Origin of the sequence: Mycolicibacterium sphagni (genome assembly GCF_002250655.1) — a bacterium.
Taxonomy (GTDB): Bacteria; Actinomycetota; Actinomycetes; order Mycobacteriales; family Mycobacteriaceae; genus Mycobacterium; species Mycobacterium sphagni.
In genome coordinates, this window is sequence record NZ_NOZR01000017.1 from 82,791 (window position 1) to 107,157 (window position 24,367).

General features: G+C 66.4%; 24 protein-coding genes and 2 tRNA genes. 12 read left to right on the forward strand and 14 right to left on the reverse strand.

Annotated elements, in window-relative coordinates:
- Positions 1 to 27 precede the first annotated feature (27 nt).
- From CG716_RS19180 to cysK, 3 genes are all read right to left on the reverse strand, one after another.
- Positions 28 to 1,482 (reverse strand): APC family permease, encoded by a 1,455-nt coding sequence (locus CG716_RS19180; protein WP_094482491.1) that lies wholly within the window; start codon positions 1,480 to 1,482, stop codon positions 28 to 30.
- Positions 1,483 to 1,573: 91 nt separating this feature from the next.
- Positions 1,574 to 2,263, reverse strand: a complete 690-nt coding sequence (cysE, locus tag CG716_RS19185) for a serine O-acetyltransferase (RefSeq protein WP_094482493.1) — start codon at positions 2,261 to 2,263, stop codon at positions 1,574 to 1,576.
- A 3-nt stretch (positions 2,264 to 2,266) separates the two neighbouring features.
- Positions 2,267 to 3,199 carry a cysteine synthase A gene (gene cysK, locus CG716_RS19190; RefSeq protein WP_094482495.1) on the reverse strand — a complete coding sequence of 311 codons (933 nt, stop codon included), beginning with the start codon at positions 3,197 to 3,199 and terminating at the stop codon, positions 2,267 to 2,269.
- A 174-nt stretch (positions 3,200 to 3,373) separates the two neighbouring features.
- Here cysK and CG716_RS19195 point away from each other — a divergent pair, with 174 nt between their 5' ends.
- Both CG716_RS19195 and CG716_RS19200 read left to right on the forward strand, forming a co-directional pair.
- Positions 3,374 to 4,441 carry an LLM class flavin-dependent oxidoreductase gene (locus CG716_RS19195; protein WP_094482497.1) on the forward strand — a complete coding sequence of 356 codons (1,068 nt, stop codon included), beginning with the start codon at positions 3,374 to 3,376 and terminating at the stop codon, positions 4,439 to 4,441.
- 19 nt (positions 4,442 to 4,460) lie between these two features.
- The gene (locus CG716_RS19200) at positions 4,461 to 5,027 is read left to right on the forward strand and encodes a TIGR03086 family metal-binding protein (protein ID WP_094482499.1); all 567 of its coding nucleotides are present in this window, start codon (positions 4,461 to 4,463) and stop codon (positions 5,025 to 5,027) included.
- Here the strand turns inward: CG716_RS19200 and hisC are convergent.
- Positions 5,014 to 6,087, reverse strand: coding sequence for a histidinol-phosphate transaminase (gene hisC, locus CG716_RS19205; protein ID WP_094482501.1), 1,074 nt, complete (start codon positions 6,085 to 6,087; stop codon positions 5,014 to 5,016). The genes CG716_RS19200 and hisC overlap by 14 nt on opposite strands.
- Positions 6,088 to 6,239: 152 nt before the next feature.
- Between hisC and CG716_RS19210 the strand changes: the two genes are divergently transcribed.
- Both CG716_RS19210 and CG716_RS19215 read left to right on the forward strand, forming a co-directional pair.
- Positions 6,240 to 6,328 (forward strand) — tRNA-Ser (locus CG716_RS19210).
- Positions 6,329 to 6,369: 41 nt separating this feature from the next.
- Positions 6,370 to 6,442 (forward strand) — tRNA-Arg (locus CG716_RS19215).
- Positions 6,443 to 6,584: 142 nt separating this feature from the next.
- Here the strand turns inward: CG716_RS19215 and CG716_RS19220 are convergent.
- The gene (locus CG716_RS19220; RefSeq protein ID WP_094482503.1) at positions 6,585 to 6,950 is read right to left on the reverse strand and encodes a hypothetical protein; all 366 of its coding nucleotides are present in this window, start codon (positions 6,948 to 6,950) and stop codon (positions 6,585 to 6,587) included.
- Positions 6,951 to 7,442: 492 nt separating this feature from the next.
- On the opposite strand from CG716_RS19220, the gene CG716_RS19225 reads away from it, so the two are divergent.
- Together CG716_RS19225 and CG716_RS19230 are read left to right on the forward strand one after the other, a co-directional pair.
- Positions 7,443 to 8,552, forward strand: a complete 1,110-nt coding sequence (locus CG716_RS19225; protein WP_094482505.1) for a GGDEF domain-containing protein — start codon at positions 7,443 to 7,445, stop codon at positions 8,550 to 8,552.
- Between the two features lie 144 nt (positions 8,553 to 8,696).
- Entirely contained in the window at positions 8,697 to 8,933 is a 237-nt protein-coding gene (locus CG716_RS19230; protein WP_207760722.1) for a hypothetical protein, read from the forward strand.
- A 41-nt stretch (positions 8,934 to 8,974) separates the two neighbouring features.
- Here CG716_RS19230 and CG716_RS19235 read toward each other — a convergent pair whose 3' ends face one another.
- On the reverse strand, positions 8,975 to 10,345 hold the full coding sequence (locus tag CG716_RS19235) for an FAD-dependent monooxygenase (protein ID WP_094482507.1): 1,371 nt from the start codon (positions 10,343 to 10,345) through the stop codon (positions 8,975 to 8,977).
- Between the two features lie 186 nt (positions 10,346 to 10,531).
- Between CG716_RS19235 and CG716_RS19240 the strand changes: the two genes are divergently transcribed.
- Complete coding sequence (locus CG716_RS19240) at positions 10,532 to 11,089, forward strand: TetR/AcrR family transcriptional regulator (RefSeq protein WP_094482509.1); 558 nt, start codon at positions 10,532 to 10,534, stop codon at positions 11,087 to 11,089.
- 13 nt (positions 11,090 to 11,102) lie between these two features.
- Here the strand turns inward: CG716_RS19240 and CG716_RS19245 are convergent, their stop codons facing one another.
- From CG716_RS19245 to CG716_RS19280, 8 genes are all read right to left on the reverse strand, one after another.
- On the reverse strand, positions 11,103 to 11,396 hold the full coding sequence (locus CG716_RS19245) for a hypothetical protein (RefSeq protein WP_133066976.1): 294 nt from the start codon (positions 11,394 to 11,396) through the stop codon (positions 11,103 to 11,105).
- Positions 11,397 to 11,444: 48 nt separating this feature from the next.
- Positions 11,445 to 11,738 (reverse strand): hypothetical protein, encoded by a 294-nt coding sequence (locus tag CG716_RS19250; protein ID WP_133066977.1) that lies wholly within the window; start codon positions 11,736 to 11,738, stop codon positions 11,445 to 11,447.
- A 66-nt stretch (positions 11,739 to 11,804) separates the two neighbouring features.
- Complete coding sequence (locus CG716_RS19255) at positions 11,805 to 12,566, reverse strand: SDR family NAD(P)-dependent oxidoreductase (RefSeq protein WP_094482515.1); 762 nt, start codon at positions 12,564 to 12,566, stop codon at positions 11,805 to 11,807.
- On the reverse strand, positions 12,563 to 13,741 hold the full coding sequence (locus CG716_RS19260; protein ID WP_094482517.1) for an acyl-CoA dehydrogenase family protein: 1,179 nt from the start codon (positions 13,739 to 13,741) through the stop codon (positions 12,563 to 12,565). Before CG716_RS19260 ends, CG716_RS19255 begins: the two co-directional genes overlap by 4 nt.
- Positions 13,738 to 14,736, reverse strand: coding sequence for a phosphotransferase family protein (locus CG716_RS19265; RefSeq protein WP_094482519.1), 999 nt, complete (start codon positions 14,734 to 14,736; stop codon positions 13,738 to 13,740). The genes CG716_RS19260 and CG716_RS19265 overlap by 4 nt, the downstream gene beginning before the upstream one ends.
- Positions 14,737 to 14,776: 40 nt before the next feature.
- Positions 14,777 to 16,093: a threonine/serine exporter family protein gene (locus CG716_RS19270; RefSeq protein ID WP_094482521.1), complete on the reverse strand. Its 1,317-nt coding sequence runs from the start codon at positions 16,091 to 16,093 to the stop codon at positions 14,777 to 14,779.
- A gap of 37 nt (positions 16,094 to 16,130) precedes the next feature.
- A complete protein-coding gene (locus CG716_RS19275; RefSeq protein ID WP_094482523.1) occupies positions 16,131 to 16,523 on the reverse strand; it encodes a DUF1622 domain-containing protein in 393 nt (130 codons plus the stop codon).
- A 26-nt stretch (positions 16,524 to 16,549) separates the two neighbouring features.
- Entirely contained in the window at positions 16,550 to 17,032 is a 483-nt protein-coding gene (locus tag CG716_RS19280) for a DUF4249 domain-containing protein (protein WP_094482525.1), read from the reverse strand.
- Positions 17,033 to 17,191: 159 nt separating this feature from the next.
- On the opposite strand from CG716_RS19280, the gene CG716_RS19285 reads away from it, so the two are divergent.
- From CG716_RS19285 to CG716_RS19305, 5 genes are read left to right on the forward strand one after another with little or no spacing between them, the layout of a single operon-like run.
- Positions 17,192 to 17,896, forward strand: a complete 705-nt coding sequence (locus CG716_RS19285; RefSeq protein WP_094482601.1) for a response regulator transcription factor — start codon at positions 17,192 to 17,194, stop codon at positions 17,894 to 17,896.
- Positions 17,874 to 19,376, forward strand: a complete 1,503-nt coding sequence (locus tag CG716_RS19290) for a sensor histidine kinase (RefSeq protein WP_094482527.1) — start codon at positions 17,874 to 17,876, stop codon at positions 19,374 to 19,376. The genes CG716_RS19285 and CG716_RS19290 overlap by 23 nt, the downstream gene beginning before the upstream one ends.
- The gene (locus tag CG716_RS19295; protein WP_094482529.1) at positions 19,373 to 21,169 is read left to right on the forward strand and encodes a glycosyltransferase family 39 protein; all 1,797 of its coding nucleotides are present in this window, start codon (positions 19,373 to 19,375) and stop codon (positions 21,167 to 21,169) included. Before CG716_RS19290 ends, CG716_RS19295 begins: the two co-directional genes overlap by 4 nt.
- Positions 21,170 to 21,213: 44 nt before the next feature.
- On the forward strand, positions 21,214 to 22,458 hold the full coding sequence (locus CG716_RS19300) for a bifunctional glycosyltransferase family 2/GtrA family protein (protein ID WP_094482531.1): 1,245 nt from the start codon (positions 21,214 to 21,216) through the stop codon (positions 22,456 to 22,458).
- A complete protein-coding gene (locus tag CG716_RS19305) occupies positions 22,455 to 24,350 on the forward strand; it encodes a glycosyltransferase family 39 protein (RefSeq protein ID WP_094482533.1) in 1,896 nt (631 codons plus the stop codon). The genes CG716_RS19300 and CG716_RS19305 overlap by 4 nt, the downstream gene beginning before the upstream one ends.
- The last annotated feature ends 17 nt before the right edge of the window (positions 24,351 to 24,367 follow it).

Below are 24,367 nucleotides of genomic sequence, written 5' to 3' on the forward strand. Positions count from 1 at the left end.
GAAGGTTACGGCGCGAGCCTGCCGGGGTCACTCCAGGGTCACGTGCGGTCGCCGGGCGGCGATACCGGCGCCCAGCGCGAAGAACGCGACCAGTAGCGCGACGACTCCGATGGCGATAGGCGTGGAGTCGCCGACCAGACCAGGCAGGTTCTGCAGGATCAGCACGAAGGAGATCGCCAGGCCGAGCAGGCCGAGCCCGGGCGCTATGAACGCACGCCAGGTCGACACTTCCAGATGACCGGACCGCTTTTGCCGGGTGAAGAAGGCCAGCACGGCGACGGTGGTCGCGATCAGCAGGATGGTGACGCCGACCGTCGAGATGCCGGCCAGCCAGGTGTAGAACTGCGTGACCGGGTCGAGCTGGAACAGGATCGCCACGAGGATGGCGATCGCGACCACGATCGCATCCACCCCGGAGGCGATGTGCGGTGAGCCGTGGGAAGCGTGCGCTTCGCCGAGCTGCGCGGGGAACACCTTGCGGTTGGACAACGTGAATACGTAGCGGGCGACGATGTTGTGGAACGACAGGATGCAGGCGAACAGGCTGGTGACGAACAGCACCTGGACGATGTGCAGCCCGGCGGCGCCGAGGTACTGCTCGGTGGCGTTGGGCAGCAGGGACGAGGGGTCGGCCTGGGCCTTCTCGACGGCCTTGCTGTCGCCGACCGCGGAGATCAGCGCCCACGTCGACACGGTGTAGAACACGCCGATCAAGATGACGGCCAGGTAGGTGGCCTTGGGGATGGTGCGCAGCGGCTCACGGGCCTCGTCCCGGAACACCGCGGTGGCCTCGAAGCCGATGAAGCTCAGTATCGCGAACAGAAGCGCGATACCCGGTGCGCCCGAGACGATTTCGGACGGCGTCACGATGCCGGTGGACAGGCCTTCCTGCCCGCCGCTGAAGACGACAGCGGCGTCGAGTGCCAGCACGATCGCTACCTCACCGAGCAGCAGGACGCCGAGCACGTTGCGGGACAGGTCGATATTGAAGTGACCAAGCGCTGTGACGATCGCAAAGGCCACGAAAGCCCATATGCCCCAATGGATATTGGGAAGACCGTAGGACGTTAACAGTGCCTGGGCGCCCTGGCCGATCAGTCCGTAAACAGCGATCTCGAGGGTGAGATAGGAGATCAGCGCGACGAACGCGAACCCGAAGCCGGTTACCCGGCCCAAACCCTTACCGATATAGGAGTAGAAAGCACCCGCATCCGGGACGTAGGGCGTCAGCGCGGTGAAGCCGACCGCGAACAGCAGGATGATCAAGGTGCTGATGACGAAGATGGCGGGGAATCCGACGCCATTGCCGTTGGCGATACCCAGTGGCACCGGACCACCCATCACGCCCAGAGGGGAAGCGGCGGCCACCACGACGAACACGATGCCCCACACACCGAGCGAGCCCCGAAGCTTGCGGTGCGGGCGGCCGTCAGCCGCCACGGTGGCCGGAGCGGCGCCAGATTCCTCAATTTGGTTAGACATGATGCCCTTTCGGTGGTCTTAGCGCCTGCAGACGCTAATCCCGCCCTGGGCGTGATCAGACCCTTCGGATCAACCGGATTCGATGACGGAACTAGATCGAGAAGTCTTCGCCGTGCCACACCCCGGCCTCGGGGGGCCGAATGACGCGTTCGGTCCCCGGGCCGTCGGCTAGCGACTCCAGCTTGGATACCCGGGTCAGCAGTGATTGCATGCTGACACCCATAGGGTCGGGCAGGTTGGATTGATCAGTGCCGGAAGGTGTTCCACCCGGATTTCCGATGATCTGGCCTGGTACCCCGACCACCACCGAGCCGGGCGGCACCGTTTTGACGACGACGGAATTGGCACCGATCTGGCTGCCCGCACCAATCGTGATGGCGCCCAGCACTTTTGCGCCTGCGCCAATGATCACGCCGTCTTCGACGGTGGGGTGGCGCTTGCCTCGATTGAGGCTGGTGCCACCCAACGTGACCCCGTGGTAGATCGTGACGTTGTTGCCGACCACCGCGGTTTCGCCGATCACCACTCCGGTGGCGTGATCGATGAAGACTCCACTGCCGATCACGGCGCCGGGATGGATCTCGACCCCAGTCAGGATGCGGATGGTCTCGCCGAGGAACCGCGCGGCGAGCGTGGCTCCGCGCTGCCACAACCAGTGGCTGATCCGGTAACCCCACACCGCATGCAGGCCGGGGTAGCACAAGATGATCTCCAGCGTCGAACGTGCGGCGGGGTCCCGTTTCTTGACCGACCGGACGTCACGCAGAATCTCCAGCGGCATGGGTCAGTCGGCCAGATCGGCAAACAGGACGGTACTCAGATACCGCTCGCCGAAGGAGGGCAGGACCACGACAACGAGCTTGCCGGCATTCTCGGGCCGGCGGGCGACCTCAAGAGCAGCCCATACCGCCGCACCCGAGGAGATCCCCACCAGCAGGCCCTCCTCGCGGGCCAGTCGTCGGGCGAACTCCAACGCGTCCTCGTTGGCGACGGTGACGATCTCGTCGACCACGTCGGTGTCGAGCACCGGAGGAACGAACCCGGCGCCGATGCCCTGGATCGGGTGCGGCCCTTTCTGGCCACCGGAGAGCACCGGTGAGGCCGCGGGCTCGACCGCGACGACCTGAACCGACGGCTTGCGTTCTTTGAGGACCTCGCCGACACCGGAGATGGTGCCGCCGGTGCCGACCCCGGCGACGAAGATGTCGACCTTGCCGTCGGTGTCGGCCCAGATCTCCTCAGCGGTGGTGGCGCGGTGGATCGCGGGGTTGGCCGGGTTCTCGAACTGTTGCGGCACGAAGTAGCGCTGGTCGGTCTTGGCCAGTTCCTCGGCCTTGGCGATCGCACCGGGCATGCCCTCGGCGCCCGGGGTGAGCACGAGTTCGGCGCCGTAGGCGCGCAGCAACATCCGGCGCTCGATGCTCATGGTCTCCGGCATGGTCAACACACACCGGTATCCACGTGCGGCAGCCACCATCGCCAACGCGATGCCGGTGTTGCCGCTGGTCGGCTCGAGGATGATGGTGTCGGGCTTGATCAGACCGGCCTTCTCGGCGGCGTCGATCAGCGCCACTCCGAGGCGGTCTTTCACGCTGCCCGCCGGGTTGAAGGACTCCAGCTTGGCGACCACCTCGGCCACGGCGCCTTCGGTAACCCGACGCAGCCGCACCAACGGCGTCTTCCCGGTCAGCTGAGTGATGTCATCGGCGATGCGCATGAACCTTCTCCAATGAAATTGACGCCAAAGGACCGCCTGTCCACTTCGCCGCAGCCTAACAGGTGGTCGTGGCGTGGACCTGGGTGTCTGTGGGGGATCGGATCAGCCTGATGAAAACCCTTGTGCGTCGTAGCGATTCACGGTCTAGTCGTCTCCTCATTCGAAAGCACAGCGGTGAAGTTCTTACTACTTACTCTCATCACCCATCATCCGGACCCGGCGACAGGGGCGAAGACGAGTGCAGCCGAGCGGCTGCGCGCCGTCGTCGACTCCGCGGTGCTCGCCGAGGAACTCGGTTTCGACGGATTCGCGGTGGGCGAACGGCACGAAGATCCGTTCATCTCGTCCTCGCCACCGGTGGTGCTGAGCAATATCGCGGCGCGAACCTCGCGGATCGGATTGTTCACCGCGGTAACGACGTTGAGTCTTCTGGATCCGGTGCGGGCCTTCGAGGATTACGCCACGCTGGACAACCTGTCCGACGGCCGGCTCGAGCTGATGATCGGCAAAGGCAACGGGACCGCACAGGCCGAGCTATTTCACGTGACCACCGATGACCAATGGGATCGAAACCGCGAGGGGTATGAGCTGTTTCGCCTGTTGTGGGACAGCGACAAGGTGACGTGGTCGGGCCGGTTCCGGCCGCCGCTGGTCGACGCGAAAGCGCTGCCCCGGCCGCTGCAACCCCGGATCCGGATCTGGCACGGCAGCGCGACGAGCAGAGACTCGGTCGACCTTGCCGCCCGCCACGGCGACCCCATCTTCTCGGCGAACGTGACCTACCCCGTCGAGCCCTACGCCGAGCTGGTGCGCCATTATCGGCAGCGCTGGGAGTTCTATGGTCACCAGCCGCAGGACGCCCTGGTTGGTGCCGGAACCGCCGGGTTCCATCTGGCTCCGACGTCTCAGCAGGCGGTGGCCGAATATCGGCAGGCCTTTGAGACGCGGCTGGCGTTCGCCCGGCGGGTGGGGTTACCGGTGGTTTTTGAATCTATCGAGGACTTCGTCGAGCGAAGTTCGGCGCTGATCGGCAGCCCGCAACAAGTGATCGACAAGGTCGGCCGGTACCGCGAGCAGCTCGGCCACGAGGTGATCCACCTCAGTGCCGACGCCGATGGTGTCACCCCGAGTCATAAACTGCGCACCCTCGAGATGTTCCAAGCCGAGGTAGCCCCCGTGCTGCGAACCCAGATACCAAGCAGACCACTGGCTTACGGCAAACGGGGGGCCGGCTGTCGGTGACCGGTCGTACGGTGGCCGCATGGAAGCTCCTCCGACCGACGAACTGGCCAGCGCTGAGGCGGCATTACGGGTGTTGCAACAGGTGGTGCACGGCATCGCCACCGAGGACCTGACCAAGCAGACGCCGTGCCGCGAATACGACGTGGCCGGGCTCACCGATCATCTGCTGAACTCGATCACCGCTCTCGGCGGCGCCGTCGACGCCCAGTTGCCCGAGCGCAACCGCGACGACTCCGTCGAACGCCAGATCATCGCGGCCGCCAGGCCGGCGCTTGACGCCTGGCACCGCCGGGGATTGGACGGCACGGTTCCGTTCGGCACCAACGAGGCGCCGGCGCAATTCTTGGCCGCCATCCTGTCGCTCGAATTCCTCGTTCACGCTTGGGATTACGCGTCTGCAGTCGACCGTTCCGTCGATGCTCCAGAGGCGCTGACGGATTACGTGACGACGCTCGCACACCGCACCATCACCCCGGAAGGGCGGGCCAGGGCAGGCTTCGACGATCCGGTGGACGTCGCGGCGCACGCCTCCAAGCTGGACCGGCTGGTCGCCTTCACCGGCCGGGTGCCCGTCAGCGGCCCGTGATCCACTTGCGGGCGAAGTCGAGGAAGACGTCGTTCTCCTCGGGTGCGCCGATGGTCACCCGGACACCGTCGGTGCCATAGGGGCGCACCAGCACGCGGGCGTCAGCGGCGGCCTGTTCGACGAAGTGGGGCGTGTCCTCGGGTGTCAGCGGCAGCCAGACGAAATTGGCTTGTGACGGCGGGAAGTTATAGCCCAGCTCGGTCAGCGCGGCACAGACCCGGCGTCGCTCGGCGACTACCGCGTCGGTGCGGGCCAGCAGTTCGTCGGCGGCGTTCAGCGAGGCGATGGCAGCGGCCTGCGAGACCGTGGTCGCGGTGAACGGCACGTAGACCTTGCCGAGCGCGGTGATGATGTCGGGATCGCCCACGGCATAACCGATGCGCAGACCGGCAAGCCCGTACGCCTTCGAAAAGGTACGCAGCACAACCACATTGGGATTGCTCCGGGCCAGCCCGAGGCTGTCGGGCAGCATTCCGTCGCGGATGTACTCGACGTAGGCCTCGTCGATGACGATCAGGATGTCCGACGGCACGGCCGCGACGAAGCGGGCCAGCTCGTCGGGATCGACGACGGTGGAGGTCGGGTTGTTCGGGTTGCAGACGAAGATCAGGCGGGTCTTGTCGGTGATCGCGGCCAGCATCGCGTCGAGGTCGAAGGTGTAGTCGCGCAGCGGCACCTTGACCGCGGTGGCGCCGGCCACTCGCACCTGCAGCGGATAGATCTCGAAGCTGCGCCAGCCGAAGATCACCTCGTCGCCGATCGACGAGGTGATCTGGATGAGCTGCTGACACAAGCTCACCGAGCCACAGCCGACGGCGACGTTCTCGGGGGCGAAGGCCTGGTGCTTGCTCAAGTGCTTGGCCAGGTGCTCCTTGAGCTCCACGTAGCCGTTGTCCGGGTAGCGGTTGATGGTCTCGGCGGCCGCGGCGATGGCGGCCCGCACGCTGGGCAGTGGCCCGTGCACGGTCTCGTTGCTGGCCAGTTTGATGGCGCCCAGCACCGTCTTACCCGGCGTATAGGCCGGTAGATCGGCCAGTTCGGGGCGCAGGCGGGCGGTCATTCGGTCAAGTCTAGGTGCCCGGGCTACATCGATCCCCGGGTCGCTCCGCTCCTGCCCGTCGGACTGCTTTGCCTGGAGCCGTTGCTGCTGTGTACTCTGTCGGATCGGCGGTTCGGGGCATCAATCAGGCTCCGGTACGCTCAGGTAGTTCAGGAGGCGTGCCAGAGCGGCCGAATGGGACTCACTGCTAATGAGTTGTCCCCCTTAAAGGGGACCGGAGGTTCAAATCCTCTCGCCTCCGCCGCGGTTGATTCGTCAGCCACGAACAACTGAATACAGAAGGCGCCCGTAGCTCAACGGATAGAGCATCTGACTACGGATCAGAAGGTTAGGGGTTCGAATCCCTTCGGGCGCACTCATTACCAGTAATAACGGCTCCCGCCACATCCAATCCCGGCTGCGGGTCTGCCGTCGTCGGTAGTTCTAACCCCCGAACCAGGCTTGGCCCGCCACCCGAAGTATGGCGGGCAGTCCCGGAGGTCAGCCCTCCATGACTGTCACTCGTCGATCACTTCTACGCAGCGGGGTTCGTGGCAGGCATCACCATCGCCCCAACCATTGTCTGTCGACCCCAAGGAGGGCGCGGTTGTGGTGTGGGTCGGCTTCGGTGCGAACCCGGGGATGAGGTGGGCGTGGACCTCGGAGCCGCCACCGGTGGCCGGCTTCGGGGTGAAGCCAGGAATCAGGTGAGCGTGGACCTCCGAGTGGTGCTCCGACTTCGTGGAGGCGCCCGACCCCGACCCCGCGTGGTCCGCCGGTGCTGCCGCCGCGATTCCGTTGGCCAGGCCGAGGCCCGCCACACTCAGGGCCCCGGCGACGGCGGTCGATGCCGCGAGCTTCTTGACGGTGCTGAGGGTGATCATGTCTGTGCCTTTCGGTTCTGGCCGGTCTCTCCAGGCTTGACATCAAGCTATGGCCGCGGGGCATACGCGGGCATCGGCCGAAATATGCGTTTGTCCGGGCGTGCCTATGGTGCAAATGATGTAGCCGCGGTCTCGTCCGCCGTTGCAAACGCCGCCGAATTTTGTCGAATCGCCACGCACACACACAACCGTCGCGTTCAGTAAGTTACTGGGGCAGACGACTTTAACGAGTCGCTGGGGACTGACCGTTATGCCCTCTTCGCGCCAGAAGGTCAGGGGTTGGAATCCCTTCGGGCGCGCTCAACGTGTGGATGCCCCTCGCTCGCCGTGACACGGCTGAGAGCGGTTGCTACCGTAGAGCGGTTATTTTCCTTCGGAACTAATTTCTGCGCCGATTAGTCGGGGCCGCTGGACAGGCTGCCCAACGACCAGTCGCTTGCAGGGAACGCTACTGGGGGCAACGCCTTGCCTGCCTATTCGGATGCTTTTGCCATGTCCGGCCGCCATCTCCGTGATTGGTGGAGCGAGCCGGTCGACTACGCGGCGCAGGTCCAGTACTTCACCAAGCGGGCGATGTCCGCACCGGTCAAAGTGGGGATCGGCGTGGGCACCGGGCTCAACGGGGTGATCTCGCTTCTGATCCTGCTCCCCTCGGTGCATACGCTCGCCGCGCGAGTGGTTGTCGCGATGTTTGCCGTGCTACAGCTCTTCTGGGGGTGGATGTGGTGCAGTCGGCCATGGCCCTCGCGGCGAACGTCTCTCGCGTTCGTCATCTCTGCCGACATCGGGATAGCCGCGGCGGCGGTGGTGGGTTCGAGTTGGCTGTTGGGCTTGTTCGCGTTCAATGCCTTCGCGATGATCTCGGTGTATTTGTTGTTCTTCGACGGGCCGAAAGTCCTTGCCGGGCATACATTGTGGATACTCCTGTCCACGGCCGCTTTCGCCGTGCAGTTCAGCAGCGGGACGAACCTGGGTGGTATCGCGTTCACGGCAAAGACACTGGCGTCGGTGACGCCCGTGGTAGCGACTTCTCTTGGAATCCAGTTCGGAATCTGGGCCCTTCGTAACGACGCCAACGACTCCGTCACCGATCCGCTCACCGGCTTGCTGAACCGGCGGGGTTTGCAGCTGCACGTAGGCGATCTCTTGCGCGACGCCAACGCCACGGACGCCGAGGTGGCGGTGGCCGTCGTCGACCTGGACCGCTTCAAGGAAATCAACGATAGCTTCGGCCACGCGACCGGTGATCAGGTGTTGATCCGCACTGCTCGACGGATAACTGGTGCGGTCGGCAGGAGTGCCTTGGTCGCCCGGACCGGCGGCGAGGAATTCGTGATCGTCGATATCGTCCGTCCTGGACGGGCAGAGGGTGCCGCCGATTGCATACGGAATGCGATTGCCGCACCGGCCGACCTCGCGGTGACCGCCAGTGTCGGTGTCACCAGTCTCGCCATTGCCGGCCTCGCCGCTGAGGGAACCGATCCCGTGCGGTTGCTCGAGGCGATCGTCGAACGCGCCGACCACGCCATGTTCGACGCTAAACGCAAGGGCGGTAACGCGACTACCCACCTCCCATCCGCTGACGAGCATGGATTCCGCTAAGCGACGAGTCGTCCCGGTGCTCAGCAGACAGTAATCGCGCACATAGCTCGCGCTTAAGCAGCGTGGGAACCCCCTACATGTGCCACCGGGGGGTGCCGTAGATCAGCGGCGCACTGCATTGCTAGTGACTACGAGGAGCTGATCATGATGAAATTACGACCACTCATCGCCAGTGCGGCGATTCTTGGCGGGCTCGGTGCGAGCTTGCTGGGTGCTGGCGTTGCCAGCGCCGATCCTTGGGGCCCGCATCCGCATCCAGGGCCCGTCGGGTGGGGCGGACCACCGCCGCCGCCGCCCTATTGGGCGCCGCCGCCGCCGCCCTATTGGGGACCGCCGCCGCCGCCTCCGCTGGCATGCGTGGTCGGAGTCTGCCTGCCCTGATCGATGTCCCGTTGGCGGCGCCGGTGTTCGCGCCGGCGCCGCTAATGTGCTTGCAGCGCAGACGTCTTCGGTGACCAGATCGCCAGGACGTCGCGCCACCCTTCGTGGGCGGAGTCGCCCGCCCAGGCGATGTAGCCATCCGGTCGGACCAGTACTGCCGACCCACTCTTGCGGACCATCGTGAACGACCCGGCAGGCTGCAGCGGCATGGCCCTGGTGCCGACGAGCCCGTGCCGTCCATAACGCAGTGACGTTCCCGCGAAACTGCCCGCCACCGCGTCTCGCACAAACGGCACGCCGAGCAGCCTGGGCAGCAACAGGTTTCGCATGGTCCGCGCCACCCGCGGATACAACGTCACACCGCGGGCGATCAGCCCCGACTGTCGGAGCACCCGCTTACCGATCGGGTGACGCTCGTCGTGATAGGTGTCGAGCAGCCGTTCCTCCGCGCCGCCGAGCACCGCGTCTAGTTTCCAGGCCAGATTGACCGCATCCTGGATGCCGGTGTTCATGCCCTGCCCGCCCATCGGGGAGTGCACGTGCGCGGCGTCGCCGGCCAGGAACACCCGGCCGTGCCGGTACCGCTCGACTTGTCTTTCATCGCAATGGAATCGGGACTTCCAACTGATCTCGCGCACGCCGAGGTCGGTCTGCATCGCTCGGTTCAGCACATCGATCACCTCGGCGGATTCCACGGGTTCGGTGTCGGGCACCTGATGGTTGCGGTCCCACACCATCGCGCGGTACCAGGAGCCGTCGGCGTCGCTGCGACCGTAGGGCGCGAGGAACCCGAACACCTGCCTGGTGCTGCCCAGCTTCAGCCCCCGCTCGGGTCCACGTGCCAGCTTCACGTCGGCCAGCACCACCGAGGACAGCACCGTCTTGCCCGGAAACTCGGCGCCGACGAGTGTGCGGACGGTGCTGTGCGCGCCGTCTGCCCCGATCACGTACTTGGCCCGCCAGCGCACCAACGGACCGTCGACCTCATGCGGGCGTGCGGAGACGGTGACCCCGTTGCGATCCTGATCGAGGTCCACAACCTCGATGCCGCGCCGGATATCGGCTCCTTGCGCCTCGGCATAGCCGGCCAGGGCGGCGTCGACGTTGGTCTGCGGCGTGATCAAGACGAACCTGTAGGGCGAATCCAGGTGGGTCAGCTCGATGCGAGCACCGCCGAAAATCGTCACTACCTCGGCTTTTTGGCCCTTCGTCAACAGGTCGTCGGCCAGCCCGCGGGCGTCGAGCACCTCCAAGGTGCGGGCCATCACGGCGAATGCGCGGCTGGACGGATTGGGTGTGGCCCACCGCTCCAGAACGGCTACCGAGCGGCCTGCTCGGGCCAGGTCACCGGCCGCGATCAGCCCGGCCGGGCCTGCGCCTACGACCAGCACGTCGACTTCGTGGTCGTTCATCGTGTCGCTCCTTCCGGGTCTGGGTAGTGCTGCCCGATGTCGTCGGGCGTGGGGGTGATCACGTCGGGATCGAGGCCGATCTGGATCGCGGTGACGGTCATGACGGGCATCTCCTCAACAGTTGTTGAATTCGACGCTAGGCCGAGGGGCTAGGGATGTCAACAGTTGTTGAATACACTGGCGCTCATGATGGTTAAGACGCGCGACGGCGAAGCGACCCGATCGCGGATCCTGGCCGAGGCCCGGTCGCAGTTCGGCGAGAGGGGCTTCGAACGCACCACCATCCGCTCGATCGCGTCGGCGTCGGGCGTGGACCCGGCACTGGTCATGCACTACTTCGGCAACAAGGCCGAACTGTTCGCCGCAGCCTCCCGGCTCGCCATCACGTTCCCGGACCTCGCCGGTGTGGCGCCCGATCGTGTCGTCGACCTGGTGCTGCCGATGTTCGTCGAAGTGTGGGGACCACACGGCCCGTTCCTGCCGCTGCTGCGTTCAGCCGCCACCAACCGGGTGGCAGCGGAGGCGTTGCTCGGCGTCTTCGTCAATCAGGTGAGCCCGGCGCTGGCCGCCGTAGTGCCCGACCGGCCTGCCGAGCGGGCGGCACTAGTCGGCGCTCAGATGCTCGGTGTCGCGGTCGGACGCTACGTGCTCGGCATCCCGCCGCTGGTGGGCATGGATGATGCGACACTCACCGAATGGCTGCGTCCGGTGCTGGCGCACTACCTCAGCGATCCGGCGCCGTGACCGGCGTCCAACACTAGACAGCGCCGGCGTTCTCGCCCTCGTCGGTGTACTCGGGACCGCTCGGCTGGGGCGCGTTGCCTGTGCCGCCGGCGTCCTGGCCTTCTTTCCAGTACAGGTCGTCGGTCGGCAGCGGCGCGGGGCCAGTGCCGCCGGCGTTCTCGTTGGCGTCCCAGTAGTACGGCTCGTTGGGATCTGGCCACAACAGGCCGCTGCCCGAGTCGTCAGCGGTGGCCGTCGCGGCGGCGGAGAGCATGGTCGCGGTCACCGCCAGTGCGGCGAGGCCGGCCGATGCCAGTTTTTTACGCATCGGAGAATTCTGCCGCACTGAGGTGGCGAGGGGGAACCGATTGGGCCCTTAGGAACGCACGCTGATGTCGGCCATCGCGACTGCCGCAGCCGGATCCCAATCCTCGGAGTGCGCCGGGCGAAGCCGCCGGACGACGTAGTGGACCGCGAAAATCTGGGCGGCGCCGATGAGAACCAGGGGCCAGAGCGCGCCGGCGGCGACTGACCAGAAGGCGCGGACGTTGTCCCCGGGCGGGTCAGAGGACTGAAATTGGGGGCTGAGCAGCCAGGCGGCGACTGACACGAGGACTGCCATCGCCAGGTAGAGCTCGAACCACATGATTCGATAGTCCCAGAGACTCATTAGAGCCGGATATCGGCATCGTGTGAAGGCACTGAGAAGCCCCCAATTGACGCGTGATGGTTATCACTACGTGATGGTCAGGCCGCCGTCGACGATAATTGTCTGTCCCGTCACATATCCGGCGGCCGGTGACGCCAGCCATATTGCGGTAGCGGCTAATTCGGCGGGATCGCCGAGCCTGCCGACCACGACCCGCGGTAGCTGTTGTTCCAGATAACCGGGTTGATATTCGTCCGTCATCTCGCTTTTGAAGAAGCCGGGTGCCAGTGCGTTGACACGAATTCCCTTGCGGGAGCCCCATTGTTGGGCCAAATCCCGGGTCAGCCCCATCACGCCGGCTTTGGATGCGCTGTATGCCGCCTGCGGAAGTCCACCGGTGGTGATGCCAAGAATGCTGGAAATATTGATGATTGAGCAACCGGGTTGCATCACCCGACCGCAGGCCTGCGCCATCCAGTACGACCCGTTCAGGTTGACCTCGATGACCTTGCGGAAGTCCTCAGGGGATTCGCGGGTCGCAGGCACCGCGGTGCCCACGCCGGCATTGTTGATCAACACGTCGACCCGGCCGAACTCGTTGATCGCCGAGTCGACCAGCTGTTGGCACTGCTCAGGGTCGGCGACGTCGGTCTTTTGCGTGTACGCCGTGCGGCCGGCCGCTTCGACGAGGGCGGCCGTGCCCGCCATCTGCTCCACTCGCCTCGCGCCGAGCACCAGGTGCGCACCGGCCTCGGCGAACGCCTGCGCGAACGACACCCCCAAGCCGGAGGACGCGCCGGTGACGATGACGACTTTGTCGTCGAGACGGAACGAATCCAAGATGCTCATGACGGGTTCCTCAAGACTTGGCGAGCGATCGCGTACTTGTGCACTTCGGTCGGGCCGTCGTAGATGCGGAACGCCCGCATGTCGGAGAAGATCGCGCCTACCGGTGTTTCGTCGGAAATGCCCATGCCGCCGAGGATCTGCACACAGCGGTCGGCGACCTTGAACAACTCCTCGGACACGTAGGCCTTGACCATCGAGCTCTCGTGGCGGCCCTTGGCTCCGGTGTCGATGGCCCAGCAGGCCCACCAGATCGCCAGCCGGCACTGCTGTAGTGCGATCTCGTTGTCGGCCAGCATGAAGCTCACACCTTGATGCTCACCGAGTGGCTTGCCGAACCCGGTGCGGGTGCGGGCGTGCTCGATCGCGATCGACTGCGCGCGCGTCGCCGCACCCAGCCACCGCATGCAATGCGTCAATCGGGCCGGGGTAAGGCGCAATTGGGCATATCGCAACGCCTGACCGACTTCGCCGAGCACCGCCGAGGCGGGCAGGCGCAGGTTGTCGAAGTGGATCACGCCGTGGCCCTCGACGTAGTTGCGGTCCATCGTGTCCATCACGCGTTCGAGCTCGATGCCCGGAGTCTGCCCGTCGCATAAGAACAGCGTCGGCCCGTCCGCGCCATGCGAGTTCGGGGCGACCCGCGCCATGATGATCCACGTGCGCGCCTTGTTGGCGCCCGTGATCAGCCACTTACGACCGTTGATCACATAGTCGGTGCCGTCGAAAACCGCTTCGGTGGCAAGCTGATTCGGGTCGGATCCTGCACCGCCGGGTTCGGTCATCGCGAACACCGAGCGTTGCTTTCCCTCGATCACCGGTACCAGGAACTTCTCGGCCTGCTCATCGGTGGCGATCTTGGACAGCACGAACATATTGCCTTCGTCGGGTGCCGCGCAGTTGAGCGCCACTGGTCCGAGCGTGGACCAGCCCGCAGCTTCGAACAGCACTGCCTGCTCGCGGTGGGATGGCTCGCGACCGCCGAACCGGTGCGGGGCCTGGAACGTCAGCAGGCCGGCCTCCCTGGCCAGCCCCACCAGCTCGGTGCGCAGCTCCTCGTTCGGCCCGTGCCGGGTGATGCGCGGATCGCGTTCGTAAGGAACGATTTTGTCGACGACGAATGCGCGTATCTCGTCGCGCAGTGCCGCCAGGTCATTGGGAATCTCGAAATCGATCATCGTTGTCCCTCCATCAGTGCCAGAGCCCGCTCGAACAAACGCACCGTCGCGATGTGCAGCTGATCGCCAATTTCCTTGGGCGCCAATCCTGCAGCGGCGCGAGCGTTCGATCCTTCGAGGATGATGCCGAGCTTGAAGCACGCCATCACCGTGTACCAGTCGATGTTGGACAGGTCGCGGGTGGTGTTCTGTGCGTATCGCTCGATGAGCTCGTCAGGCGTCGCGAGGCCGCCGGCGCCCATCAGCACATTGCCGAGTACCGATTCGCGGCCGGGCGCATACCAGGTGGCCAGCATCCAACCCAGGTCCAGCAGCGGATCGCCGATGGTGCACATCTCCCAGTCGACGATGGCCACCACCTCGGGCCCGGTCGGCGAGAACATCACGTTGGCGGCGTGGTAGTCACCGTGCATGATGCCGGGCTGCCAGGCGGCAGGCTGGTTCTGTTGCAGCCAGGTCGCCACTGCCGCGACATCGCCGATGTCAGGGCCCGGGTAGTTCTCGAAGCCGCTGTAGGACTCGAGCTCGGAAAGCCACCGCGGCACTTGGCGTTCCAGGAATCCCTCCGGCTTGCCGAAGTCCCCCAGGCCCACCGCGACGTGGTCGACGGCGCCGAGCTTGGCCACCGCCTCGGCCATCGACGGGCCCATCTCGTGGCGGATGCCTGCATCACCTGCGTGCAGGGCGGGCAGGGAGGCGCCGGCATTAAAGCCGTCGACCGGCTCCATCAGGTAGAACACCGCATCGCCGAGCACCGAGGTGTCCTCACAGACCGCGATCAGCCGCGGGTGCGGGACGTCGGTGCCGGCCAGCGCGTGCAGGACCTGGGTCTCCCGCAGGATCACCTTGTTACTCACCGGGCGCAGGTGGCGGGGCCCGCGGCGGAATACGTAATCGCGTCCCGAGCGGGTGAAGCGCAACATGACGTTCTGGGTGCCGCCGGTGATCTCGGAGATGCCTCCCAGAGGGCCCTCACCCAGGCCCTGTTCCGACATCCACGCTCTCACTGCGCTCAGGTCGTCCACCCCGGAGAACCTACCGTACGGTTGGTTGAGCCAGTCCCTTCGGCCACGGCAACCGGCTGTCGATGGTCCGGAAGACGCTCCAGCCGATCACCGTGCCCAGTGCGATCGAGAGGATCGCCGCGCCGGTGACCCCGAGGCTGGCCACACCGATGTTGCCGCCCGTGGCGGCTTGGCTCACCGACTCGAAGCTCAGCGCACCGGGAACCAGAGCCCAGAACGCCGCCAGCATCATCACGATCGCCGGGGGAGAGGTCTTGATCCGTGCTGCGAGCATCGCGAAGGGGACCGTGAGAAAGGCGCCGATGAAGCCGGAATAGGCTGCGGCAACGAATTTTCCAGCGATCGCCTGGCCGACCAGCGCGACCGCGATCGCGGCGAAGAGCCAGACCAGTGACCCGCGCGGTGCAGAGAGATAGACGTACAGCCCGATTGCCACCACGATTATCGCCACGTACAGCGACCAGGGGCCCATCTGTGCCGACGCCGCCTGCGGCTTGACCTCTCCGGCGATGTGCACGCCCAACGCCACCCCGAACACCAGCAGAGCCAGCTGAGCTACGCCGTAGACCAGCCGGCTGGTGCCGCCGATCAGCTGGTTGCTGGCCAGCTCCATTGCACCGATGGTCAGCGACATTCCGGGCAGCATCGCCACGAGCGCCGGCGCGATCACCCGCAGCAGCCCGTCGTTGGCGGTGTCGGCGACAAACCAGGTTGCCAGCATCGTCACAACCATCGCTGCCAGCGTGGGCAGCACCGGGCTCAGCGATGGGAACGGGCGGCCCAGCTGGGCGATGGCCCCGACCACCAGTCCGAGAAACAGGTATCCCGGCAGCGATGCCCATGTCGGGTTGATGATCATGCCGAAACCGATTGTCGTGACGGCATATCCGAGGGTCGTCGTGACCGGGCCGTACCGCGGGCGCATGGTGCGTGCCTGCGCCGTTGCCGCGATCGCGTCGGCCGGCGTGATGGCGCCGACCGAGGCCAGGGTCGCGATATCGTCGATGCGCCCGGCCATGTTCAGCTGCACGGAGTAGGTCGTGGAGGTGTCGACCTCGTACCCCACGGTGCCGACCTGGATCATCAGGACCGTCGGCAGCACGACGATACGAACCGGTTGAGTGGTGTACTGCGCGGCAATCTCCAGCAGCCGGGACGACACCAACTGGGTGGGCTGCTCCACTTCAAGCAGAGCTATGCCGATCTCCCGCAGCATCGCCGCGACCTCGGACTGGTCGTGGGAATCCGGCGGGCCCAGCGACTCCGGCGGCTTCTTGCGGATGGCGTCGAGGATCCGTGCACGACGAGCGCGTCTCTTTTCGTCCATACCCGCATCAGGCTAACCGGTACCCGAGGGCGCGAGCTCATTGCGGGCGCGCGGCGGCCCCGGCCGTCGGTTCGGCGGGGTCAGGCGCGGCTTGCGGCTGGCGGTTTTTCTGCCACGGCCAGTAACCGGTGATCTCCAACTCCAGCGAGAAGCTCAGGAACGTCCGGATCAGCACGATTCCGCCGAGGACTGCAACGCTGCGGGCATCGGGGGTCACCGCCACGGTGCGGATGATGTCGGCGGCGACCAGGAATTCCAGCCCGAGCAGGATCGAGCGGCCGAGCTGTTCCCGGAACGCCCGGTAGGCCGTACCGGTCTTGAACCGGGGAATCACGCCGGCTGCCGAGATCAACGCGCCTAATGCGATCACTGCCACGCCGACCGCGTCGATCGCCTTGCCCACCGTTTCGATGACCTCGAAGAAGTTCACCGCCAAAGTGTAGGAACCCCGGCGCCCTATCGGGCCGGCATCACCGCTGTAGCAGTGGCCGCGTCGCCTGCCTTCGTCGCCTGCACGGACACGTGCTGACCCGTCTGCAGCGGTTGCGGCGGCTTGCGGGTGTCGGGGACGAAGACATAGGTCTGGCTGTAGCCGTCCTGACTGCGGACGGTCACCGAGGCGTCGGAGGCGGCGGTGACGTCGCCGGTCTGGGTCAGCTGGGTGGTGAATCCGCCCTCCCCGTTGGCAACGACGTTCTCACCGTGCAGTGTCCGCTGGAAGCCACCTGGGCCGCCGGGTCCGCCAGGGCCGCCCCACCCGGGCGGTCCACCCATGTGTCCCTGCGCCTCGTTGTGGGCGGTCGCGGCGTAGACCACCACGCCGCCGACCGCCGCGAGCGCAGCTGCGATCCCGACTGCAGCCACCGTCGTGCGGGTTGACCAGGTCTTCGGGCGGTCGGTGGGGGCACCCCACACCGGTTGTTGCTGTTCACCAGTCATGCCACCACGGTGGGCAGCAAACCTGGGCGTTCGCTGTGTGCGCGATCAGTGAATTCTGTGCGTCGAGTTTCATAGGTGACACATAGGAATGCCATAGGAATGCCTAATCGCCGTTCCCATACTGGAGACATGACCTCTACACCGGCTGAACGTGTCGTGATGCGCCGAGCTGACGGAAACCCGATCACGGTTCTGGTGGTCGATGACGAGACTGTGCTCGCCGAAATGGTGTCGATGGCGCTGCGCTACGAGGGCTGGAATATCTCCACCGCCGCCGACGGCGCGTCGGCGATCAGCGCGGCGCGGAACGCGCGTCCGGATGCGGTGGTGCTCGACATCATGCTGCCCGACATGAGCGGGCTGGACGTCCTGCGCAAGCTGCGTGAGCAGAACCCACAGCTGCCGGTGCTGCTGTTGACGGCCAAGGACGCGATCGAAGACCGCATCGCCGGGTTGACCGCCGGCGGCGACGACTACGTCACCAAGCCGTTCTCCATTGAGGAGGTCGTGTTGCGGCTGCGGGCGCTGCTGCGTCGCACCGGCGTCACCACCGAGGACAGTGGCGCCCAGATCGTGGTCGGCGATCTGATTCTGGACGAGGACAGCCATGAGGTGACCCGAGCCGGTGAACCGATCTCGTTGACGTCGACCGAATTCGAGCTGCTTCGCTTCCTCATGCGCAACCCCAAGCGGGTGTTGTCCAAAGCTCAGATCCTGGACCGGGTGTGGAGCTACGACTTCGGCGGTCGGTCCAACATCGTCGAGCTCTACATCTCGTACCTTCGCAAGAAGATCGACAGTGGCCGCGAACCGATGATCCACACGTTGCGCGGTGCCGGCTATGTTCTCAAAGCTGCGAGCTAGCACCTGGTCGCTGAGCGCCCGTGTGCTCATCGGTCAGGTCTGCCTGCTGGCCGCCGTTTGCCTGGGCATCGGCGCGGTGACGGTTTTGGCGCTCTATCAGTACATGGTCGGACAGCTCGACAATCAGCTGCGCGAGACCGCGCACCGCTCGGCGATCATCTACGGCGAACCGCTGCCCCCACCGCTGCCTCCCGAGCTGCGGGACAACCGGCCGCCGTGGCCGAGGCCCGGGCCAGGTCCGGCCTTCCTGGACGCGCCCGGCCAGCCGGTCGGGATGGTCGCGGTGGTCGTCACCAACGGAACGCCCGCCGACTCCGGCGTTCTCGGCCCGGGCGGCGTGCGCGCGGCATTGACCCCGAGCGCGTTGAATCAACTTGCGCAGTACGGAGATCAACGAAAGCCAATAACCCGTAACCTCGACAACCTCGGTCGATATCGGGTGGTCGCGGTGCGAAGCAGGCTGACCGGCGAGACCTTGGTGATCGGCCTGAGTCTGAACAACGTAGACGCGACGCTGCTGCGGGTGGCGTTGATCTTCGCGGTGGTGACGGTGGCCGCTCTGGCGGTGGCCACAACCGTGGGCATCCTGATCAATCGCCGTGCCCTGGCACCACTGAACCGCGTTGCGGCGGCGGCGGGCAAGGTGGTGAACCTGCCGCTGGATCGCGGCGAAGTCGAGCTGGCCGTGCGGGTCTCCGAAGCCGATGCCAATCCCTACACCGAGGTGGGCCGGCTGGGTCTGGCGCTGAACCGGATGCTCGAACACGTCTCCATCGCCCTGTCGACACGGCAGGCCAGCGAGAGCCGGGTGCGCCAATTCGTCGCCGATGCCAGCCACGAGTTGCGGACACCACTGGCCGCGATCCGCGGCTATACCGAACTGGCGCAACGTAAACGGGACCAGGTGCCCGACGACGTCGCGCACGCGATGAGCCGCGTGGAGTCCGAAGCCGTCCGCATGACCCACCTCGTCGAAGACCTGCTGCTGCTGGCTCGGCTTGACTCGGGCCGCCCGCTGGAACGCGAACCCGTGGACCTCGCGCGTCTGTCGGCCGACGTCGTCAGTGACGCTCATGTCGCCGGCCCCGACCACGAATGGAACCTGGACCTGCCGCCGGACCCGCTCTATGTCACAGGCGACGACGCCCGGTTGCATCAGGTGGTGGCCAACCTGTTGGCCAACGCGCGCACTCACACACCTCCCGGGACCTCGGTGACGCTGTCGCTGCACTCCGAACCGGATGCCGCGGTGCTGCGGGTGGCCGACGACGGGCCGGGCATCCCGGCCGAGCTGCAGTCCGAGGTCTTCGAGCGGTTCGCCCGCGGTGACACGTCGCGGTCCCGCAAGGGTGGGTCCACCGGGCTGGGCCTGGCGATCGCGTCGGCCGTCGTGCGGGCTCACAGCGGCAGTATCGAATTGCGCAGTGTGCCAGGCTGGACCGAGTTCACCGTGCGGTTGCCCCGCGCGGTGACAACGTGAGTACCGTTCGGCGCCACGGCTGGTTGATCGCGCTGCTGCTCACAACAGCCGTGCTGTATCTGTGGAACCTCGGCGCCAGCGAGTGGGCGAACCCGTTCTACTCGGCGGCGGCCCAAGCCGGGGCGACGAATTGGACGGCGTGGCTGTTCGGCTCGAGCGACGCCGGCAATGCGATCACCGTCGACAAGCCACCCGCGGCGCTGTGGGTGATGGGGTTGTCGGCACGTCTGTTCGGGGTCAACCCGTGGAGCATCCTGGTGCCGCAGGCGTTGATCGGGGTGGCCGCGGTCGCCGTGCTGTACGCCGCGGTGCGACGGGTCAGCGGGCCGTGGGCCGGCCTGGTCGCAGGTGCCGTGCTGGCGCTGACCCCCGCGGCCGCGCTGATGTTCAAGTTCAACAATCCCGATGCGCTGCTTGTGCTTTCGCTCGTCATTGCCGTATATGCCACGCAGCGGGCGCTGAACCGCGACGCCGCCTGGTGGTGGCTGGCGCTGGCCGGCGTCGCGGTCGGCGTCGGGTTCCTCGCCAAGATGTTGCAGGCCTTTCTGGTGCTGCCGGCGTTGGCGGCGGTGTTCCTGCTTGCTGCCGATGTCTCGGTGCGGACCCGGCTGGTGCGGTTGACGGCGGCGGTGGTGGCGGTGGTTGTCTCGAGCGGCTGGTATCTGGCGCTGGTCGCGCTGTGGCCGGCCAGCGCACGGCCCTACATCGGTGGTTCGCAACACAATTCGATCCTCGAATTGGCGCTGGGCTACAACGGCTTGGGCCGGTTGACCGGCAACGAGACGGGCGGCCTTGGCAACATGAACATGGACGCCGGGTGGGCGCGGTTGTTCGGCTCGGAGATGGGCGGCCATATCGCCTGGCTGCTGCCCGCCGCCGTCGTCGCGATCGTCGCCGGGCTGTGGATCACCCGCAGGGCACCCCGCACGGATCTCACCCGGGCGGCGCTGCTGCTGTGGGCCGGGTGGCTGGTGGTCACCGCGGTGGTGTTCAGCTACGCCAACGGCATCCTGCACCCGTACTACACGGTGGCGCTGGCTCCCGCGCTCGGCGGTGGCCTGGCGATCGGCACGACTCTGCTGTGGCGGCGCCGGGACGATATCCGCGCCGCGGTCACGCTGGCGGGAATGGTCGCCATCACCGTTGCTCTGGCCTTCCTTCTGCTGCAACGAGATTCGCAGTGGCTGCCCTGGCTCCGGATCGCCATCGTGGTCGGTGGCATAGCCGCCGCGGTGCTGCTTGTGGTGGTGGGGCGCCTGCCCCGGCGGGTGGGAGCCGGCGTCGGTGCGCTGGCCCTGATCGTCGCGCTGGCCGGACCTGCCGCGTTCTCGGTAGCCACCGCCGCGGCACCGCACAACGGCGCCATCCCGTCGGTCGGCCCTTCCATGGGACACGGCGGCCCGCCGGGCGGCATGTTCGACGCACCGCGCCCCGGTCCTGAGTTGACGGCGGCATTGCGCCTGCACGGCGACGAGTACACCTGGGCCGCAGCCGCGGTGGGATCGAGCAATGCCGCGGGATACCAGCTCGCCACAGGGCTGCCGGTGATGGCCGTCGGCGGGTTCAACGGCACCGACCCCGCGCCCACTCTCGACCAATTCCAGGCCTACGTCGCGGAGCGGCGCATCCACTGGTTCGTGAAGAGTGACATGCCGGGATTCGGTTTCGGTGACAAGTCGGGCAGCGATGCCGCCGAGCAGATCCAGCGCTGGGTCAGCGCCAACTTCACCCCCCGTGAGCTGGACGATGTCACCGTCTACGACCTGTCGCAGGGATTCACAGCCGCCGCATAGCAAGCACCAACTTTCCGCTCACAGCCAGAGCCGAAGATCTAGGTATGACCATCACGGACATTCCCACGGCACGTCGCCGCAACGCAGCACTGATCGCAGCCGACCGCGGCGCGCCGGTGCTCGATGTCGTCGTTCCGGTGTACAACGAGCAGACCGCCCTGTCGGACTCGATTCACCGGTTGCACCGCTACCTGAGCGAGGATTTCCCGCTCTCGTTCCGGATCACCATCGCCGACAACGCCAGCATCGACGACACCCCGTGGATCGCCGCCGAGCTGGCCGACGAGCTGCCCGAGGTCCGGATGGTGCGCCTCGAGCAGAAGGGCCGCGGCCGGGCGCTGCACGCGGTGTGGTCGACATCGGACGCGCCGGTGCTGGCCTACATGGATGTCGACCTGTCCACCGATCTGGCGGCGCTGGCTCCGCTGGTGGCGCCGTTGGTGTCCGGACATTCCGACCTCGCGATCGGCACGCGGCTGGGCCGCGGGTCGCGGGTCGTGCGTGGCGCCAAGCGGGAGATCATCTCGCGCTGCTACAACCTGATCCTGCGATCCACGCTGTCCGCCAAGTTCACCGACGCCCAGTGCGGTTTCAAGGCCATCCGCTCCGATGTCGCCGCCGAACTGCTGCCTTACGTCGAGGACACCGGCTGGTTCTTCGACACCGAGCTGTTGGTGCTGGCCGAGCGCAGCGGGCTGCGCATCCACGAGGTGCCCGTCGACTGGGTCGACGACCCCGACAGCCGCGTCGACATCGTCGCCACCGCCGTCGCTGATTTGAAGGGAATTGCTCGCTTGCTCAAGGGTTTCGGAACCGGACAGATCCCGGTGCAGGCGATCGGCGCCCAGTTCGGCAACCAGGCCGGAGCCCCGAAGTCACTGCTGAACCAGGGTGTGCGGTTCGCGGCCATCGGCATCGGGTCCACATTGGCCTACCTGCTGCTGTTCCTGCTGTTGCGCCCGATCGGGCCGCAGGGCGCCAACCTGGTCGCCTTGCTGGTGACGGCGGTCGCGAACACCGCGGCGAACCGGCGGTTCACCTTCGGGGTGCGTGGTCGCACCGGCGTCGCCAAGCATCAGTTCGAAGGATTGGTCGTGTTCGGAATCGGGCTGGCCCTGACCAGCGGCTCGCTTGCCCTCTTGCACAGTCTGGGCGAGCCGGCGCGTGTCGTCGAACTGATAGTGCTGATCGCGGCGAATCTGATGGCCACCGTCGTGCGCTTCGTGCTGCTGCGCGGCTGGGTGTTCCACCCGCGTCGCACCGGCCAGAGTGTTGGCGGTGCAGAATGACCGTCCTTGCCGAATGCACAGAAAGGCCCGCCGTGGTGGACCCGCAGGACGCGCCGCGCGCGGCGCGACCCCGCTGGGTGCGGCCCGCACTCGCCGCGCTGTTGTTGGGCACGGCCCTGCTCTACCTGTGGGGCCTAGGGGCCGCCGGCTGGGCCAACGACTACTACGCCGCGGCTGTTCAGGCCGGCACTCAGAGCTGGAAGGCGCTGCTGTTCGGTTCACTTGACGCCGGCAACGCGATCACCGTGGACAAGCCACCTGCCTCGTTGTGGGTGATGGCGCTGTCCGGCCGGATGTTCGGTTTCAGCACGCTGTCGATGCTGGTGCCCGAGGCCTTGATGGGCGTGGCATCGGTGGCCCTGGTGTACGCAGCTGTGCGCCGGGTCAGCGGCTACGGTGCCGGCCTGCTGGCCGGCGCGGCACTGGCGCTGACCCCGGTGGCGGCGTTGATGTTTCGCTTCAACAACCCCGATGCGCTACTGGTTCTGCTGATGGTGGTTGCGGGCTACTGCATGATCCGCGCCCTCGACGGCAAGTCCACGCGCTGGATCGCACTGGCCGGTGTTGCCATCGGGTTCGCGTTCCTGGCCAAACTGCTGCAGGCCCTGCTGGTGACTCCGGCGCTGGCCTTGGTGGTACTCGTCGCGATCCCGGGCAGCTTCTGGCAGCGACTGCGTGACTTGGGCGTCGGTTTGATCGCCATCGTGGTCTCCGCGGGCTGGTACCTGGCCCTGGTGAGCCTATGGCCTAGCGGCTCTCGGCCCTACATCGGTGGCTCCACCAACAACAACCTGCTGCAGCTGGCGCTTGGCTACAACGGGCTGGGCCGGGTGTTCGGCGGCGACGGCAATCCCGGTGGCAGCTCGGATTCGGGCGGCGACGGTCCGATGGGTGGTTCGATGTTCGGCGGTTCGACGGGGATCACCCGGATGTTCGGCGAGTCGATGGGAACTGAGATCTCATGGCTGCTGCCCGCCGCCCTGATCGGCTTGTTGGCGGGGCTGTGGTTCACCCGGCGGGCGCCGCGCACTGACCGCACCCGCGCCTCGTTGTTGCTGTGGGGCGGATGGCTGATCGTCACCGTCGTGGTCTTCAGCTTCATGAAGGGGATCATGCATCCCTACTACACGATCGCCCTCGCCCCGGCGATCGCCGCAGTGATCGGCATCAGCGTGCGAGAACTGTGGCGCGGCAAGCAGTTCGTGACTTCGCGGGTCGTGCTGGCGGCCATGCTCATGGCTACCGGGGTCTGGAACTTCATCCTGCTCGATCGCACCCCGGAATGGTTGCCGTGGTTGCGCTGGGTGGTGTTGGTCGGCGCGATCCTGGTTTCGGCGGTGCTGGTCGCAGGGGCGCATCGGCTAGGACGCTGGACGGCGATCCTCGCCGCGGCGGGTCTGCTGTTCGGGCTCGGCGCCGCCGCTGCGTACACGGTGGAGACGATCGCCGGTAACCACGGCGGCGGCATCCCGACCTCCGGCCCGACCCGTGCAGGCGGTGGCTTCGGGTTCGGCGGACCGGGTGGCCCCGGCGGACCGGGCGGCCAACGCGCATCCGACAACGCCGAGCTGAAGTCCATGATCAGCCAGGCCGACAATCGTTGGGCTGCAGCCACTATCGGGTCCATGAGTGCGAGTCCGCTGGAGCTGAGCACCGGCGCCTCGATCATGTCGATCGGTGGGTTCAGCGGTGGTGACAACTCGCCGACGCTGGAGCAGTTCCAGGCCTATGTCGCCGCGGGACAGGTGCACTACTTCATCGCCGGTGACGGACACCACGGACCCGGCGGCGACTCGGGCCCAGGTACTCAGATCACCAAGTGGGTGCAACAGCACTTCACCGCAACCGATATCGGCGGTACCGAGGTCTACGACCTGACCGCACCGAACTGATCGAGGTAAAGGTCGGC

Bases quoted from the DNA above. Each gene is read 5' to 3' on its own strand.
- CG716_RS19255 (WP_094482515.1), bottom strand. From the start codon at position 12,566: ATGAGCATCTTGGATTCGTTCCGTCTCGACGACAAAGTCGTCATCGTC.
- hisC (WP_094482501.1), bottom strand. From the start codon at position 6,087: ATGACCGCCCGCCTGCGCCCCGAACTGGCCGATCTACCGGCCTATACG.
- CG716_RS19260 (WP_094482517.1), bottom strand. From the start codon at position 13,741: ATGATCGATTTCGAGATTCCCAATGACCTGGCGGCACTGCGCGACGAG.
- cysE (WP_094482493.1), bottom strand. From the start codon at position 2,263: ATGCCGCTGGAGATTCTGCGTGACGTCCGGTCGGTCAAGAAACGGGAC.
- CG716_RS19265 (WP_094482519.1), bottom strand. From the start codon at position 14,736: ATGTCGGAACAGGGCCTGGGTGAGGGCCCTCTGGGAGGCATCTCCGAG.
- CG716_RS19285 (WP_094482601.1), top strand. From the start codon at position 17,192: ATGCGCCGAGCTGACGGAAACCCGATCACGGTTCTGGTGGTCGATGAC.
- CG716_RS19270 (WP_094482521.1), bottom strand. From the start codon at position 16,093: ATGGACGAAAAGAGACGCGCTCGTCGTGCACGGATCCTCGACGCCATC.
- CG716_RS19235 (WP_094482507.1), bottom strand. From the start codon at position 10,345: ATGAACGACCACGAAGTCGACGTGCTGGTCGTAGGCGCAGGCCCGGCC.
- CG716_RS19180 (WP_094482491.1), bottom strand. From the start codon at position 1,482: ATGTCTAACCAAATTGAGGAATCTGGCGCCGCTCCGGCCACCGTGGCG.
- CG716_RS19200 (WP_094482499.1), top strand. From the start codon at position 4,461: ATGGAAGCTCCTCCGACCGACGAACTGGCCAGCGCTGAGGCGGCATTA.
- cysK (WP_094482495.1), bottom strand. From the start codon at position 3,199: ATGCGCATCGCCGATGACATCACTCAGCTGACCGGGAAGACGCCGTTG.
- CG716_RS19280 (WP_094482525.1), bottom strand. From the start codon at position 17,032: ATGACTGGTGAACAGCAACAACCGGTGTGGGGTGCCCCCACCGACCGC.
- CG716_RS19245 (WP_133066976.1), bottom strand. From the start codon at position 11,396: ATGCGTAAAAAACTGGCATCGGCCGGCCTCGCCGCACTGGCGGTGACC.
- CG716_RS19220 (WP_094482503.1), bottom strand. From the start codon at position 6,950: ATGATCACCCTCAGCACCGTCAAGAAGCTCGCGGCATCGACCGCCGTC.
- CG716_RS19250 (WP_133066977.1), bottom strand. From the start codon at position 11,738: ATGAGTCTCTGGGACTATCGAATCATGTGGTTCGAGCTCTACCTGGCG.
- CG716_RS19290 (WP_094482527.1), top strand. From the start codon at position 17,874: ATGTTCTCAAAGCTGCGAGCTAGCACCTGGTCGCTGAGCGCCCGTGTG.
- CG716_RS19225 (WP_094482505.1), top strand. From the start codon at position 7,443: ATGTCCGGCCGCCATCTCCGTGATTGGTGGAGCGAGCCGGTCGACTAC.
- CG716_RS19305 (WP_094482533.1), top strand. From the start codon at position 22,455: ATGACCGTCCTTGCCGAATGCACAGAAAGGCCCGCCGTGGTGGACCCG.
- CG716_RS19230 (WP_207760722.1), top strand. From the start codon at position 8,697: ATGATGAAATTACGACCACTCATCGCCAGTGCGGCGATTCTTGGCGGG.
- CG716_RS19240 (WP_094482509.1), top strand. From the start codon at position 10,532: ATGATGGTTAAGACGCGCGACGGCGAAGCGACCCGATCGCGGATCCTG.
- CG716_RS19300 (WP_094482531.1), top strand. From the start codon at position 21,214: ATGACCATCACGGACATTCCCACGGCACGTCGCCGCAACGCAGCACTG.